The organism is Aquamicrobium sp. (genome assembly GCF_023954335.1).
Taxonomy (GTDB): Bacteria; Pseudomonadota; Alphaproteobacteria; order Rhizobiales; family Rhizobiaceae; genus Aerobium.
Window position 1 is genome coordinate 1,953,944 of record NZ_JAMLIE010000001.1, and the last position, 14,507, is coordinate 1,968,450.

Here is a 14,507-nt window from a genome sequence, read left to right on the forward strand (position 1 = left end):
GGGCAGGGGAGGAGCGATGCAGAACGCGGCTCCCTTCCTCTCCGGCTTCTTCCTCGGCCTGTCGCTGATCGTCGCCATCGGCGCGCAGAACGCCTTCATCCTGCGGCAGGGGCTGCTGCGCCGGCACGTCTTCGTGCTGTGCCTGATCTGCGCCCTGTCCGACGCGCTGCTGATCGCCGCCGGCGTCGCCGGCCTCGGCACGCTGGTCTCGTCCTCGCCCACCCTCATCACCGTGGTGACGATCGGCGGGGCGGCGTTCCTGTTTTCCTATGCGTTCATCGCCTTTCGCCGGGCGTGGCGGCCGCAGGCACTGCATGCCGCGAGCGCCGGGGCGGGCGACCTCAAGGCGGCGGTCGCCGCCTGCCTCGCCTTCACCTTCCTCAACCCGCATGTCTATCTCGACACGGTGGTGCTCGTCGGGTCGCTGTCGGCGCAATATGTCGGGAACGAGCGGCTGGTCTACGGCGTCGGCGCGATGCTCGCGTCCTTCGTCTGGTTCTTCGCTCTTGGGTATGGGGCGCGGCTGCTTCAGCCGGTCTTCGCCAGGCCCTCGGCCTGGCGGGTGCTCGATATCCTGATCGGGCTGGTGATGACCGCGATCGGCCTCAGCCTGCTAGGCGGGCTTGGCGGCTAGCTTCTTTTTCGCCGGCGCCTTCTTCTGGACATGGATCAGCGCGGCGTTGAGCGCGCCCGAACCGATCTTGCCATAGTGCGCGGTCAGCTTGGCGTATTTCGCGCGCTGGGCGCGTTCGCGTTCGGCTTCGATTGCTGGATGGGCGGCTGTGCGTTGCATTGTGGGTCCCCTGAGCGCCCCTTTCCGGCGCGTGATTGAACATGCCCTTTTCTCCCGCAGGATTGGGACGGAATGGTGTCGGGACAGGGGTATTTCAGTGCCTTGCCGGCAACTCTTTCCCGACATGTTTAATAAAATCCTACCTATTGGCCGAAGCCTTGACGGCGAAGGGCCGGAAAGCGATAAAGCAGGCGATGAGAACGCCTTTCGCCATTACCGGCATTTGCATTATCGGCTAGCGCCTCCGCTGGCCCGGCCGTTTTCGCTTCTCCTTCCCCGATAGGCAAAACGCCCTGGCCAGCCGGCCAGGGAGAGACCATGCCTGCACCCGATGTCGAGCTTCGACTCTACAACACGCTGACGCGCGCGAACGAGCCGTTCGTTCCCATCGACGCCGAAAATGTGCGCATGTATGTCTGCGGGCCGACGGTCTACGATTTCGCCCATATCGGCAATGCGCGGCCGGTCATCGTCTTCGACGTGCTTTATCGCCTGCTGCGCCATGTCTATGGCGCGGACAACGTCACCTATGTCCGCAACATCACCGACGTCGACGACAAGATCAACGCCCGCGCCGCGCGCGACTATCCGGACCTGTCGCTGAACGAGGCCATCGCCAGGGTGACGGAGGCGACCAACGCCCAGTTCCAGGCCGACGTGAAGGCGCTGGGCTGCCTGGAGCCCGACGACCAGCCGCGCGCCACCGCCCATATCGACGGCATGAAGGCGATGATCGAGCGGCTGGTCTCGCTGGGCGTCGCGTATGTCGCGGAAGGCCACGTGCTGTTCTCGCCCTCGGCGATGAACGCGCGTTCCGGCCCGCGCTATGGCGCGCTGTCGCGCCGCCCGCTCGACGAGATGCTGGCCGGCGCCCGCGTCGACGTCGCCTCCTACAAGCGCGACGAGATGGATTTCGTGCTGTGGAAGCCGTCGAAGGAAGGCGAGCCGGGCTGGCCCTCGCCGGCCGGCATCGCCGGGCTCGGCCGCCCCGGCTGGCACATCGAATGCTCGGCCATGTCGATGGCGAAGCTCTTGGAGCCGTTCGGCGGCGGCCTCGCCTGCGACGACCCGGAAAAGAACGTCTTCGACATCCATGGCGGCGGCATCGACCTCGTCTTCCCGCACCACGAGAACGAGATCGCCCAGTCCTGCTGCGCCTTCGGCACCGAGCGCATGGCGCGGGTGTGGATGCACAACGGCTTCCTTCAGGTCGAGGGAAGGAAGATGTCGAAATCGGAAGGCAATTTCGTCACCATCAACGAGCTCTTGAACACGGAAAAGTTCGGCGGCCGCGCCTGGCCGGGCGAGGTGCTGCGCCTCGCCATGCTGATGACGCACTATCGCGAGCCGATCGACTTTTCCGTGCGCAAGCTGGAGGAGGCGGCCTCGATCCTCGCCAAGTGGCGGCGCAGGGCGGCGGGCGCGAGCGGCGGGCCGATCGATGCCGCCTTCGTCGCGGCCCTTGGCGCAGACCTCGATATGGCGGAATATCTGCGGCTGATGAATGCGGGCGACCTCGACCCGGCAGGGCTCGTCGCCGCGGCGGAGCTGATCGGCATCGACCTCTCTGAACTGGAGACGGACATCGACGTCGCCGCGTTCGTGGCGAAGCGGCTCGCCTTGATCGCCGAGAAGAACTGGGCCGAGGCCGACCGCATCCGCGACGAGCTACTGGCGCAGGGCGTCCAGTTGAAGGACGGCAAGGACCCGGCGACCGGCGAGCGGGTGACGACCTGGGAGGTGAAGCGATGATCGACCATGCGGGAATCGCGGTGAAGGACTGGCAAAAGGCGAAGGCCTTTTACGACGCGGCGCTGGCGCCGCTCGGCGCCAGCCTCCTCTACATGGTGCCGGAAGAGTACACCGGCGGCGCGAAGGTCGGCGGCTACGGCCGCGACAAGCCGGATTTCTGGCTGCACGAGGGGGCAGAGCCGGGTCCTGGCCGCCACTATGCCTTCACGGCGGCAAGCCGTGCCGAGGTCGACGCCTTCCACGCCGCTGCCCTTGCCGCCGGCGGCCGCGACAACGGCGCGCCCGGCCCGCGCCCGCACTATCACGAGCACTACTACGGCGCGTTCGCGATCGATCCCGACGGCAACAATATCGAGGCGGTCTGCCACAGACCACATTAGCCGCGAGAAAGGCAGCCAGATCAATGAGCTACCCGATGAGCCGGAATCATCCCGTCAGGCGTCTCAGGAAGAGGTCGAAGCCATGAGCCTCGACAACAAGCCCGTCTATACCGGCGGTTGCCAGTGCGGCGCGGTGCGCTTCCGCATCGAGGGCGCGCTGTTGAACGCCTCGATCTGCCATTGCCGCATGTGCCAGAAGGCGTTCGGCAATTTCTACGCGCCGCTCGCCACCGCGCCCGAAGGCGGGCTGTCGTGGACGCGCGGCGAGCCGAAACTCTTCCGCTCGTCGAACCATGTCAGCCGTGGCTTCTGCGCCGAATGCGGCACGCCGCTGACCTACGAGGCCCCGGACGGGGTGGCGCTCGCCATCGGCGCCTTCGACCACCCGGAGGAGATCGCGCCGACGATCCAGTTCGGCGTCGAGCGCAGGCTTCCTTACGTCGACGCGATCCCCGCTTTGCCGGCGCGCGTCACCGAGGACGACATGGAAGCGGCCGCCTTCCTCGCCTCGGTCGAGAGCTGCCAGCATCCCGACCACGACACCGAAAACTGGGAGAAGCGGCCATGACCGGTCTGCGCACGCTCTATCCGCCGATCGAACCGTTCGAGGCCGGGCATCTCGACGTCGGCGACGGCCACGCGATCTACTGGGAGCGGGTAGGGACGAAGGGCGCGAAGCCCGCAATCTTCCTGCATGGCGGGCCGGGCGGCGGCATCTCGCCGGCGCATCGGCGCCTGTTCGATCCCGCGCTCTACGACGTGATGCTGTTCGACCAGCGCGGCTGCGGCCGCTCCACGCCTCATGCCGAACTCGAGGCCAACACGACGTGGCATCTTGTCGCCGACATCGAGCGCCTGCGGCAGATGATGGGCGTCGACAAATGGCTGGTCTTCGGCGGCTCGTGGGGCTCGACGCTGGCGCTCGCCTATGGCGAGACGCATCCGGGCCATGTCAGCGAGATGGTGCTGCGCGGCATCTACACGCTGACGAGGGCCGAGCTCGACTGGTATTACCAGTTCGGCGTCTCCGAGATGTTCCCCGACAAGTGGGAGCGCTTCCTCGCGCCGATCCCCGAGGCCGAGCGCGGCGACATGATGGCGGCCTACCGCCGGCGGCTGACCAGCCCGGACCGCGCCGCGCGCATCGCGGCCGCCAAGGCGTGGAGCCTGTGGGAGGGCGAGACGATCACGCTGCTGCCGGAGCCGGAAACCAGCGACCGCTTCGGCGAGGACGAGTTTGCCTTGGCCTTCGCCCGCATCGAGAACCATTTCTTCGTCCACGGCGGCTGGCTGGAGGAGGGGCAGCTCCTGCGCGACGCGCACAGGCTCAAGGGCATCCCTGGCGTCATCATCCATGGCCGCTACGACATGCCATGCCCGGCGCGCTACGCCTGGCAGCTCGCGAGGGCGTGGACGGACGCCGATTTCTTCCTGGTCGAGGGCGCGGGCCACGCCTATTCCGAGCCCGGCATCCTCGACCGGCTGATCTACGCCACCGACAGGTTCGCGGGGAAGGCATGAGCGCGAAGGAACGCATCTATCTCTTTGATACGACTCTCGACGGCCCGTCCGCCCGCAGCCGCGAAGCGGGCGAGGACGGACAAATCAGGGAATCCGTCGCGCGGCACGGGGGCGCAGGATGAGCGGAAAAGAGCGAATCTATCTGTTCGACACGACCTTGCGCGACGGCCAGCAGACGCCGGGCGTCGATTTCTCGGTCGAGGACAAGATCGTCATCGCCCGCATGCTCGACGAGTTCGGCTTCGACTATGTCGAGGGCGGTTATCCGGGCGCCAACCCGACCGACACCGCGTTCTTCCGCGAGAAACGGACGGCGCGGGCGAAGTTCGCCGCCTTCGGCATGACTAAGCGGGCGGGCGTCTCCGCCTCCAACGATCCCGGCCTTGCCGCGCTGGTCTCCACCCCGGCCGACGCCATCTGCTTCGTCGCCAAGAGCTGGGACTATCACGTGCGCGTCGCGCTCGGTTGCACCAACGAGGAGAACCTCGATTGCATCGCTGCCTCCGTCGAGGCGGCGCGCGCCGCCGGCAAGGAGGCGATGATCGATTGCGAGCATTTCTTCGACGGGTTCAAGGCCAATCCCGACTACGCGCTGGCCTGCGCCAGAACCGCCTGCGGGGCCGGCGCGCGCTGGGTGGTGCTGTGCGACACCAATGGCGGCACCCTGCCGTCGGAGGTGCGCGAGATCGTCGCCAAGGTCATCGCCGCCGGCATCCCGGGCGAGCGCCTCGGCATCCATGCCCATGACGACACCGGCCAGGCGGTCGCCAACTCGCTGGCGGCGGTCGAGGCCGGCGTGCGGCAGATGCAGGGCACGCTGAACGGCATCGGCGAGCGCTGCGGCAACGCCAACCTGATCTCCATCGTGCCGACGCTGATGCTGAAGCCGACCTTCGCCGCGCGCTTCTCCACCGGCATCTCCCGCGACAGGCTGGCGGACATCTCCCGGCTCTCCCACGCCTTCGACGAGCTGCTCAACCGCGCGCCCGAGCCGCAGGCGCCTTATGTCGGTGCCTCGGCCTTCGCCACCAAGGCCGGCATCCACGCCTCGGCGCTGCTCAAGGAGCCGCAGACCTACGAGCACGTCCCCCCTGAGGCGGTCGGCAACAGCCGCCGGGTCATGGTCTCCGATCAGGGCGGCAAGTCGAACTTCATCACTGAGCTGAAGCGGCGCGGCATCGCGGTCGCCAAGGACGATCCGCGCCTCGACACGCTGATCGCGCTGGTCAAGGAGCGCGAGGCGGAAGGGTATGCCTATGAGGGGGCGGACGCGAGCTTCGAGCTTCTGGCGCGGCGCACGCTCGGCACCGTGCCGGGCTTCATCCACGTCGATTCCTTCCGCTGCATGGTCGAGCGCCGCCACGACGCCAACGGCCATCTGCGCACGGTGTCGGAGGCCATCGTCAAGCTTACCATCGACGGCGAGCAGCGCATGTCGGTGGCCGAGGGCGACGGCCCGGTCAACGCGCTCGACATCGCGCTGCGCAAGGACCTCGGCCGCTACCAGGGCGAGATCGCCGACATGGCGCTGGTCGATTTCAAGGTGCGCATCCTGAACGGCGGCACCGAGGCCATCACCCGCGTCCTGATCGAATCGCGCGATTCGACCGGCGCGCGCTGGTGGACGGTCGGCGTGTCGGAAAACATCATCGACGCCTCGTTCCAGGCGCTGATGGACGCCATCGTGTACAAGCTGGTGAGGAACCGCGAGGCCGGCGCGGCCGCGGCCGAATAGGGGCATGCCGCGGCCATCCATCAGCGCGGCTGCTGCCTCCATCAGTATTTTGCGCTGGTCGGGCATGCCGCGCCGGGCTAGATGTGAGCTTTCGGGAGGTTGTCCATTCGGACCGGACCGGGGAGACTGGAGTTACCAAGCTTCAGCATCCACCGGAGGGTCCGAATGAACATCCACAAGAATGCCCGCCTGACGCCGTTGCGTCGAGAGGAGATGGCGCTGTCGGTGATTGAGGGGCGTCTTTCCCAAGCCCATGCGGCACGGACCTATGGCGTGTCGGCGAAGATCGTGGCGCGCTGGGTGGAGCGCTACAAGGCGGAAGGGCGGTCCGGCATGGGCGACCGATCCTCGCGGCCCGCCCATATGCCGCAGGCCACCGCGGCGTCGATCGCCGAGCGTATTGTGGTGCTGCGTCGGCTGCGCTGGACCGGCAAGCACATTGCCCATGAGGTTGGCGTCTCGCCGGCCACCGTCAGCCGGGTGCTCAGGCGCGCCGAGCTGTCGCGGCTCAAGGACATCGAGCCGGCCGCGCCGGTCAGGGCGCTACGAACGTGCCCATCCCGGCGAGATGATCCATATCGACATCAAGAAACTCGGCCGGTTCGACCGCGTCGGCCATCGCATCACCGGCGATCGGCGCGGCCAGTCCAACAGTCGCGGCATCGGCTGGGAGTTCGTCCATGTCGCCATCGACGATGCCTCGCGCATCGCCTTCAGCCAGATCCTGCCCGACGAGAAGAAGCAAAGCGCCGTCGCCTTCCTCACGGCGGCAGTCGCCTACTACGCCAGCCTCAGAATCACCGTCACTCGCGTCATGACCGACAACGGCTCGTGCTATCGCTCGAAGGCTTTCGCGCGCTTGCCGCGAATTCGGCCTCAAGCACATCCGAACCAGGCCCTACACGCCGCGCACAAACGGCAAGGCCGAGCGCTTCATCCAGACCGCCTTGCGCGAGTGGGCCTATGCCGTGGCCTATCCGACATCACGCCACCGTGCCGCTGAACTGCCGATCTGGCTCCACCGCTACAATTGGCATCGCCCGCATGGCAGCCTAAAGTCCAAACCACCAATCAGTCGCCTCCATCTAACCGGCGACAACCTCTTGAGGCTCCACAGCTAGAGCGTTCTCCATGGGCCCCGCGCCGGACATGCAGGAAAACAACGACATAGGGCATCGGAGGCGGTCCGCACCGCCAAAGGCGCTCCCGGGCCTCCGGCCGGCGTTCCGGGCTCGCAAGCCCCGACCCCGCGAGCGGGCGGCGCGAAGAGGAAAACGGTCAGGCCCATGCATGAACACGTGACGCCGGCAGGCAAGGACGGGCACACCGCCGGGCCCGACACCCCCGACCTCGCCGTCGCCGGATCCTCCGAAGACGACGCGGCGGCACGGCGTGGCTTCCTGCTCGCCTTCTCTGCGTATTTTGTGTGGGGGTTCATGCCTTTCTACATGAAGGCCATCGCTCACATTCCCGCCATCGAGGTCGTCGCGCATCGGGTCATCTGGTCGGTGCCGGTCGCCGGAGCGGTGCTTCTGGCGCTCGGGCGCACCGCCGATCTCAAGATCGCGCTGCGCTCGCCGCGCACCCTCGCCATGGCAGCGCTAACGGCGGCGCTCATCTCCGTCAACTGGGGCATCTATATCTGGGCCATCGCGGTAGAGCGCACCGTCGAATCGGCGCTCGGCTACTACATCAACCCGCTGATGACGGTGCTGCTGGGGGCGACGCTTCTCGGCGAGCGGCTCGACAGGATGCAGATCATCGCCATCGCGCTCGCCGTCGTCGCCGTAGCGGTGCTGACGGTCGAGAGCGGCGGCGTGCCGTGGGTGTCGCTTTCGCTGGCGCTCACCTTCGCGGCCTACGGCTATTTCCGCAAGACGCTGCCCATCGGCCCGAGCCAGGGCTTCTTCCTCGAGGTGCTGCTGCTGGCGGCGCCGTGCCTTGCCTATATCGTCTGGCTGGAGGCATCGGGGGAGGGACATTTCCTCGGCGGCAGCTGGGCCGATGTCGGCCTCCTCGTTCTGGCCGGGCCGTTCACGGCGATCCCGCTCATCCTCTACGGCTTCGGCGCGAAGATGCTGCGCATCTCCACCATCGGCATCATGCAGTACATCACGCCGACGCTGATCGCGCTGATCGCCGTCTTCGCCTTCGGCGAGCCGTTCGGGCTCGACCGCATGATCGCGTTCGCGCTGATCTGGGTGGCGCTGGCGCTCTATTCCTGGTCGGTGCTGTTTCGCAGGCGGACCTGAATCTCAGAGCCTGCCGATGACGCGCGTGTCGCCTTCGGCGGCGGCCTCTGCGAAGGCGGCGGCCTGCGTCATCACCGCCGGCACCACCGCCTCGGCCGCGTCCACCACCAGCGGCTTCACCAGATGGCCGGTATGGACGAAGCCTTCGGCCCGCATGTGATCGAGCAGCGCCAGCATCGGGTTCCAGAACCCGTCTATGTTGACGAAGGCGATGGGCTTGCGGTGGCGGCCGAGCTGCGCCCAGGTCATGATCTCGACCACCTCCTCCAGCGTCCCAATGCCGCCCGGCAGCGCCACAAAGGCGTCCGATTTCTCGAACATCGTGTGCTTGCGGGTGTGCATGTCCTCGGTGACGATGACGTCGTCGAGGGTGCCGAGGGCTGTTTGAGACGCTTCCTTGTTGATCAGGAAGCGCGGGATGATGCCTGTAACCCTGCCGCCGGCCTCCAGCGTGCCACGGGCGACCGCGCCCATGATGCCCTTGGTGCCGCCGCCATAGACGAGCTGGACGCCGGCTTCCGCCATGGACCGGCCCAGCGCATAGCCGGCCGTGACATAGGTTCCGTTGCGGCCGGAAGAGGAGCCGCAATAGACGCAGATGGATCGAATCGGGTTCATGCGACGGATTGGACGCTTCAGCCGCCCAAAGGGTCAAGCGGCAGGGCCGGCCTTTTTGTTGTAGCTGCGGGAAAAACAGGCTAGACGCGGGATAACTGGCAAAGGAAAAAGTCGATGGCGGGTTGGGTCAAGGCGCTTCTGTTCCTGTTCGGCGGGGTCGGCGCAGCCGCGGGAACCGCGTATGTCACCGGGGCGCTCGATCCGTGGCTCGCCCCGAAGCCGCCCGAGGTTTCCGGCCTTCTCCAGACGCCCGACGCGGCCGTCCCGCGGGAAGAGCCCGCCGCGGTCGAGAACGAGGGCGAAGACGAGGCGGAAGCAGAGCCCGAAGCCGCCGCCGAAGGTCCCGCGACCACGCCCAAGACCGACCGGCTTGCCGCTCCTGTGTTCGACGTGCTTCGCGTCGAGCCGGACGGCTCGGTGCTGGTCGCCGGCAAGGCGAGCGCGAGGGCCGAGGTCGAGGTTCTGTCGGGCGAGGCCGTCCTCGGCAAGGCCGCGGCCGGGCCGGAGGGCGACTTCGTCGTCCTGCTCGACGAGATGCTGAAGCCGGGCGATTATCGGCTGGCGCTGCGCGCCACCTCGCCCGAGGGCGAGACCGTGCTTTCGGACGGAACGGCTATCGTCTCCATTCCCGAGGCTAAGGACGGCCAGGTTCTCGCCATGGTCGAGGAGCCCGGCCAGCCGGCGGAGCTGATCTCTGTGCCGCAGGCCCCCGCGACCGCCGACGGGGAGCCCGCCGAGGGCGCCGCCGCCGAACCGGCACCGGAGTCCGGGCAGGCCGAAGCAGCAGTGGAGGAAGAGACCCCGGCCGAGGCCGCCGATGTCGCCGCGACGCAGACTGAGGAAGGAGAAACCGCGCCCGCGCCCGCGCCCGAAGCGGCAGATGCGCCGGAAGCAGCGGCCGAGCCCGCCGACGAGACGGCCGCTCCGGCCGCGCCGCAGCCGGCGGCGGTCCATACCGTCTCGGTCGAGGCGGTCGAGATCGAGGGCGACACCATCTTCGTCGCCGGCCGCGCCGATGCCGGCCGCACCGTGCGCGTCTATGCCGGCACCGTGCTGCTCGGCGACGCCGTGGCGTCGGAGGGCGGACGCTTCCTCGTGGAGGCGAAGCGCCATCTTGACGTCGGCAACTATCTCATCCGCGCCGATCTTCTCGGCGACGACGGCTCCGTGGTCGCGCGCGCCGGCGTTCCGTTCGAGCGCGAGCCGGGCGAGGCGATTGCCGCCGTCGCGCCCGCCGCCCCGGCAACCGGGGAGCCGGCGCAGGCCGCGCCGGGCGAGGTCGCCGCCGGGGACGAGCCGCAGCCCGCCGCTCCGGCCGACGCCGCTGCCGAGCCCGAAGCGGAGGCGGAGGTCGCCGTTGCTCCCGCCGCGCCCGCGGGCGAGGAGGACGAGGCCACGGCCCCGCCGCTCCAGCGTGTCGACGGCGCGGTCATCATCCGCAGGGGCGACTCGCTGTGGCGCATCTCGCGCCGCGTCTACGGCCACGGCATCCGCTATTCGACGATCTATCTCGCCAATCAGGACCAGATCCACAACCCGAACCGCATCTGGCCGGGTCAGGTCTTCACCCTGCCGGGCGAGACGCCCGAAGGCGAGCAGGCCGACCTCGAGGCCATCGGCGAACAGGCCGTGAAGCCGGAAGAGCGCGAGACGACGACGGCGCAGTAGCCGGCCTGCCCGAGCGCGGGGGCGTTCCCGCGCGCCGTCCTCTCCGTTTCTCGGGCTTCCGGGCGACGGCTCGCGCGGCTTTTCCACATCCCCGCCATGCGGCCGGAATTGTCCGGCACGGGGTTGCGCGAAAACCGTTCATCGTATATCGCCGATATACGATGAATACCCGGCTGGACCCGATTCCCGCGAGGCATGATTGCAGCGAGCGCGCGGCGCTCGCCGGGCGGCTTGCCGCGCTCGCCCATCCCGCCCGCATCGAGATCCTCCAGCATCTCGCCGGCGTCGAGGCCTGCTGCTGCAAGGACGTCGTCTCCCGGCTCGATCTCGCCCAGTCCACGGTCTCGCAGCACCTCAAGGTGCTGGTCGATGCCGGGCTGGTGCGCCTGACGCCGGGCCGCCCCCGCTCGCGCTACGAGGTCGACCGCGAGGCGCTGGCCGCGCTGGCCGGCGCCGTCGATCACCTTCTCGATTTCTGCTGCGCGCCGCCGTCCGCCGGGCGTTGCGGCTGACCCGCCCATTTCAGGATTTCTTGCCTTGTCCGATAAGACCGTTTCCGCCGATTCCGGCTCGACCATGCGAACGCTGGCCAATCTGTGGCCCTTCATGTGGCCGGCCGACCGCACCGATCTGAAATGGCGCGTCGTCTGGGCGACGGTGTTCCTCGTCCTCGCCAAGCTGGTGCTGGTGCTGGTGCCCTATTTCTTCAAATGGGCGACCGACGCGCTGACCGGCGAGCTTGCCGCGCCCGACTATATCCCCGCCATCCTCGCCGCGCCGGTGATGCTCGTCCTCGCCTATAACGGCGTGCGCATCGTCCAGGTGGGCCTGAACCAGCTGCGCGACGCGCTGTTCGCGCGCGTCGGCCAGCATGCGGTGCGCCAGCTCGGCTACCGGACCTTCGTCCACCTCCACCAATTGTCGCTGCGCTTCCATCTCGAGCGGCGCACGGGTGGGCTGTCGCGCGTCATCGAGCGCGGGGTGAAGGGCATCGAGACCATCGTGCGCTTCACCATCCTGAACACGCTGCCGACCATCCTCGAATTCGCGCTGATGGCGGTGATCTTTTGGGTCGTCTACGGCTGGGTCTACGTCGCCATCATCGCCGCGACCGTGTGGCTCTACACCTGGTTCACGGTCTGGGCGAGCGACTGGCGCATCGCCATCCGCCGCGACATGAACGACAGCGACACCGACGCCAACACCAAGGCCGTCGACTCGCTGCTCAACTACGAGACGGTCAAGTATTTCGGCAACGAGAAGATGGAGGCCGCGCGCTACGACCGCTCGATGGCCCGCTACGAGGACGCCGCGACCCGCACCTGGACCTCGCTCGGCTGGCTGAACTTCGGGCAAGGCGTCATCTTCGGCGTCGGCATGGCCGCCGTCATGGCGCTGTCGGCGTGGGAGGTGACGCGCGGCACGCATACGATCGGAGATTTCGTCTTCGTCAACGCCATGCTGATGCAGCTTTCGGTGCCGCTGAACTTCATCGGCTTCATCTATCGCGAGATCCGGCAGGCGCTGACCGACATCGAGCAGATGTTCGACCTGCTCGACGTCAGGGCAGAGGTCGTCGACAGGCCGGATGCCGCGCCGCTCGTCGTCGGCGACGGCACCGTCACGTTCGAGGACGTGCATTTCGCCTACGATCCGGCGCGGCCGATCCTCAAGGGCGTGTCCTTCGAGGTGCCCGCCGGCAAGACGGTCGCCATCGTCGGTCCCTCGGGCGCCGGCAAGTCGACCATCTCGCGGCTGCTGTTCCGCTTCTACGACATCCAGTCCGGCGCGATCCGCATCGATGGGCAGGACATCCGCGACGTGACGCAGGAATGCCTGCGTCACGCGATCGGCATGGTGCCGCAGGACACGGTGCTGTTCAACGACACGATCCGCTACAACATCCGCTACGGCCGGCCTGACGCCGCGGCCGAGGATGTCGAGCGCGCCGCCGACCTCGCCCAGATCGGCGATTTCATCGTCCGCCTGCCGGACGGCTACGACACGATGGTCGGCGAGCGCGGGCTGAAGCTGTCGGGCGGCGAGAAGCAGCGCGTCGCCATCGCCCGCACCATCCTGAAGGCCCCGCCGATCCTGATGCTCGACGAGGCGACCTCGGCGCTCGACACCCGCACCGAGCAGGAGATCCAGGCCGCGCTCGACCTCGTCAGCCGCGGCCGCACCACGCTGGTCATCGCCCACCGGCTGTCGACCGTGATCTCGGCCGACGAGATCATCGTGCTGCAGGACGGGCGCATCGCCGAGCGCGGCAAGCATTCCGCGCTGTTGGCGAAGCGCGGCCTCTATGCCGAGATGTGGGCGCGCCAGCGCGAGGCGACGGAGGCCGAGGAGCGTCTGCGCAAGGTGCGCGAGGAAGACGCGCTCGGCATCGTCGAGCGCCGCTCGCCGGCCGGAATGGAGCCGGTGGACGAATAGGCGGGAGCGTCCCTGCCGTCAGGCGCCGGCGAGGGTGTGCCTCGTCGCCGGCGTGTCGGACTGGCGCGGCGTGAACACCTGCACCTGGTTCCGGCCGAGCCGCTTGGCGTGGTAGAGCGCCTCGTCGGCCTTGTGCATCAGGTCGTAGAGCTCGACGCCCGGCCCGGCGAGGCAAAGGCCGATGCTGACGGAGGGCGAGAGGGAAAGCGGCAGCCTGCCGGCGCATTTTTGCGGGAAATCCGCCCGCAGCGCCTCGGCGAAGCGCCTTGCCGCGCCGAACTCGGCCTCGGGGACCAGCACCGCGAACTCCTCGCCGCCGATCCGCCCGGCGATCATGCCGGGTTGCAGCGACGCGGCCAGATGCTGACCGAACAGGCTGATCGCCCGGTCGCCGACCGCATGGCCGTGCGCGTCGTTGATCGCCTTGAAGTGGTCGAGGTCGGCGATCATCAGGCAGGCCGACTGGCGCCGCTCCCCGCATGCGCCGAGCGCGGCGACGGCGTCCCGCTCGAAGCCGCGCCGATTGAGTACGCCGGAGAGCTTGTCGGTGTTGGCCTCCCGCCGCAGCTCCGCGATCAGGTCGAGCGCGATGGCGACCATCAGAGTCAGCGCGAACAGCACCGAGATCATCACCTGCGTGAACTGCACCGTCGTCCAGTAGAACGATTGCTGGAAGCTGCCGAAATCGGTGAAGCCGCCGGCCAGCAGCATGATCGACGCCGGCCGCAGGAAGAAATTCAGCGTGCACAGAACCATCACCCAGAACAGGAGCCGGTCGACGGAGTGCCGTTTCTCGACCGGATGGAGCTTTACCGCGCCGATGAGCGAGATGCAGCCGAGCAGGAAGTTGACCATGAAGACGCGCGCCGTCAGGTCGGGCTGGACGAGGACGAACCAGACCTGCCACGCCGCGCCGGCGGCGACGATGCCCGCCATCAGGACATGGGGAATGCGCAGGCCGTATCGCTTCAGCGCGCCGCCGATCAGCAGGTAGCCGGTGACGAGGAAGCAGACGTTCGCCGGGATGCGCTCGAACTTGTTGGCGAAGCTCGGGCCGACGTCCTGGATCAGGAAGCCGACGGACGAGGCGACGTAGCTCAGCGCGATCATCAGGATGTAGTTCTGGCCGCGCTGGTTCGTCCACAGCAGGAAGAAGGCCGAGGCGAACAGCATTCCGATGGTCGGATTGAGCATCGCTATGACGAACTGGGAAGTCATCCATTTCCTCCGGCAGCCCGGCTATAGCACGCGATCGATAACAAGGGGTTTAACGCAGGGTCAGCGCGCGTTCGTACCGGGTTGCGGGCCGCGCCGGAGCCCCCTCCCGCGGCGGTTTCGTGTCCGCGCGGCGG

The 14,507-nt window shown here is 67.9% G+C and carries 14 protein-coding genes and 1 pseudogene; 12 read left to right on the forward strand and 3 right to left on the reverse strand.

Translation table 11 applies throughout. The annotated features are described in order from the left end of the window. Positions 1–16: 16 nt before the first annotated feature. A complete protein-coding gene (locus M9945_RS09755; protein WP_367944351.1) occupies positions 17–634 on the forward strand; it encodes a LysE/ArgO family amino acid transporter in 618 nt (205 codons plus the stop codon). Here the strand turns inward: M9945_RS09755 and M9945_RS09760 are convergent. Continuing rightward, entirely contained in the window at positions 614–793 is a 180-nt protein-coding gene (locus M9945_RS09760) for a hypothetical protein (RefSeq protein WP_367929373.1), read from the reverse strand. The genes M9945_RS09755 and M9945_RS09760 overlap by 21 nt on opposite strands. Before the next feature lie 318 nt (positions 794–1,111). Between M9945_RS09760 and cysS the strand changes: the two genes are divergently transcribed. The 8 genes and pseudogenes from cysS to rarD all read left to right on the forward strand — a co-directional run bounded on the left by cysS (position 1,112) and on the right by rarD (position 8,433). Beyond that, positions 1,112–2,545 (forward strand): cysteine--tRNA ligase, encoded by a 1,434-nt coding sequence (gene cysS, locus M9945_RS09765; RefSeq protein ID WP_367944352.1) that lies wholly within the window; start codon positions 1,112–1,114, stop codon positions 2,543–2,545. Beyond that, positions 2,542–2,925: a VOC family protein gene (locus tag M9945_RS09770; protein WP_367944353.1), complete on the forward strand. Its 384-nt coding sequence runs from the start codon at positions 2,542–2,544 to the stop codon at positions 2,923–2,925. Before cysS ends, M9945_RS09770 begins: the two co-directional genes overlap by 4 nt. 82 nt (positions 2,926–3,007) lie before the next feature. Continuing rightward, positions 3,008–3,493, forward strand: coding sequence for a GFA family protein (locus M9945_RS09775; RefSeq protein ID WP_367944354.1), 486 nt, complete (start codon positions 3,008–3,010; stop codon positions 3,491–3,493). Further along, entirely contained in the window at positions 3,490–4,446 is a 957-nt protein-coding gene (gene pip, locus M9945_RS09780) for a prolyl aminopeptidase (protein ID WP_367944355.1), read from the forward strand. The genes M9945_RS09775 and pip overlap by 4 nt, the downstream gene beginning before the upstream one ends. Beyond that, positions 4,443–4,568 (forward strand): hypothetical protein, encoded by a 126-nt coding sequence (locus M9945_RS09785; RefSeq protein WP_367944356.1) that lies wholly within the window; start codon positions 4,443–4,445, stop codon positions 4,566–4,568. Before pip ends, M9945_RS09785 begins: the two co-directional genes overlap by 4 nt. Next, the gene (gene cimA, locus M9945_RS09790; RefSeq protein WP_367944357.1) at positions 4,565–6,181 is read left to right on the forward strand and encodes a citramalate synthase; all 1,617 of its coding nucleotides are present in this window, start codon (positions 4,565–4,567) and stop codon (positions 6,179–6,181) included. The genes M9945_RS09785 and cimA overlap by 4 nt, the downstream gene beginning before the upstream one ends. Positions 6,182–6,346: 165 nt before the next feature. Continuing rightward, positions 6,347–7,302, forward strand: a pseudogene (locus tag M9945_RS09795) (IS481 family transposase). Positions 7,303–7,467: 165 nt separating this feature from the next. Further along, a complete protein-coding gene (gene rarD, locus M9945_RS09800; RefSeq protein WP_367944358.1) occupies positions 7,468–8,433 on the forward strand; it encodes an EamA family transporter RarD in 966 nt (321 codons plus the stop codon). Positions 8,434–8,436: 3 nt separating this feature from the next. On the opposite strand, the gene M9945_RS09805 is transcribed toward rarD, so the two are convergent. Further along, a complete protein-coding gene (locus tag M9945_RS09805) occupies positions 8,437–9,051 on the reverse strand; it encodes a TIGR00730 family Rossman fold protein (RefSeq protein WP_367944359.1) in 615 nt (204 codons plus the stop codon). A gap of 114 nt (positions 9,052–9,165) precedes the next feature. Between M9945_RS09805 and M9945_RS09810 the strand changes: the two genes are divergently transcribed. The 3 genes from M9945_RS09810 to M9945_RS09820 all read left to right on the forward strand — a co-directional run bounded on the left by M9945_RS09810 (position 9,166) and on the right by M9945_RS09820 (position 13,155). Continuing rightward, positions 9,166–10,719: a LysM peptidoglycan-binding domain-containing protein gene (locus M9945_RS09810; protein ID WP_367944360.1), complete on the forward strand. Its 1,554-nt coding sequence runs from the start codon at positions 9,166–9,168 to the stop codon at positions 10,717–10,719. Positions 10,720–10,880: 161 nt separating this feature from the next. Further along, the gene (locus tag M9945_RS09815; RefSeq protein WP_367944361.1) at positions 10,881–11,231 is read left to right on the forward strand and encodes an ArsR/SmtB family transcription factor; all 351 of its coding nucleotides are present in this window, start codon (positions 10,881–10,883) and stop codon (positions 11,229–11,231) included. Between the two features lie 64 nt (positions 11,232–11,295). Continuing rightward, on the forward strand, positions 11,296–13,155 hold the full coding sequence (locus tag M9945_RS09820; protein WP_367944808.1) for an ABC transporter ATP-binding protein/permease: 1,860 nt from the start codon (positions 11,296–11,298) through the stop codon (positions 13,153–13,155). Between the two features lie 18 nt (positions 13,156–13,173). Here the strand turns inward: M9945_RS09820 and M9945_RS09825 are convergent, their stop codons facing one another. After that, the gene (locus M9945_RS09825) at positions 13,174–14,373 is read right to left on the reverse strand and encodes a GGDEF domain-containing protein (protein WP_367944362.1); all 1,200 of its coding nucleotides are present in this window, start codon (positions 14,371–14,373) and stop codon (positions 13,174–13,176) included. Positions 14,374–14,507: the final 134 nt, after the last annotated feature.

Bases quoted from the DNA above. Each gene is read 5' to 3' on its own strand.
- M9945_RS09755 (WP_367944351.1), top strand. From the start codon at position 17: ATGCAGAACGCGGCTCCCTTCCTCTCCGGCTTCTTCCTCGGCCTGTCG.
- M9945_RS09760 (WP_367929373.1), bottom strand. From the start codon at position 793: ATGCAACGCACAGCCGCCCATCCAGCAATCGAAGCCGAACGCGAACGC.
- cysS (WP_367944352.1), top strand. From the start codon at position 1,112: ATGCCTGCACCCGATGTCGAGCTTCGACTCTACAACACGCTGACGCGC.
- M9945_RS09770 (WP_367944353.1), top strand. From the start codon at position 2,542: ATGATCGACCATGCGGGAATCGCGGTGAAGGACTGGCAAAAGGCGAAG.
- M9945_RS09775 (WP_367944354.1), top strand. From the start codon at position 3,008: ATGAGCCTCGACAACAAGCCCGTCTATACCGGCGGTTGCCAGTGCGGC.
- pip (WP_367944355.1), top strand. From the start codon at position 3,490: ATGACCGGTCTGCGCACGCTCTATCCGCCGATCGAACCGTTCGAGGCC.
- M9945_RS09785 (WP_367944356.1), top strand. From the start codon at position 4,443: ATGAGCGCGAAGGAACGCATCTATCTCTTTGATACGACTCTCGACGGC.
- cimA (WP_367944357.1), top strand. From the start codon at position 4,565: ATGAGCGGAAAAGAGCGAATCTATCTGTTCGACACGACCTTGCGCGAC.
- rarD (WP_367944358.1), top strand. From the start codon at position 7,468: ATGCATGAACACGTGACGCCGGCAGGCAAGGACGGGCACACCGCCGGG.
- M9945_RS09805 (WP_367944359.1), bottom strand. From the start codon at position 9,051: ATGAACCCGATTCGATCCATCTGCGTCTATTGCGGCTCCTCTTCCGGC.
- M9945_RS09810 (WP_367944360.1), top strand. From the start codon at position 9,166: ATGGCGGGTTGGGTCAAGGCGCTTCTGTTCCTGTTCGGCGGGGTCGGC.
- M9945_RS09815 (WP_367944361.1), top strand. From the start codon at position 10,881: ATGAATACCCGGCTGGACCCGATTCCCGCGAGGCATGATTGCAGCGAG.
- M9945_RS09820 (WP_367944808.1), top strand. From the start codon at position 11,296: ATGCGAACGCTGGCCAATCTGTGGCCCTTCATGTGGCCGGCCGACCGC.
- M9945_RS09825 (WP_367944362.1), bottom strand. From the start codon at position 14,373: ATGACTTCCCAGTTCGTCATAGCGATGCTCAATCCGACCATCGGAATG.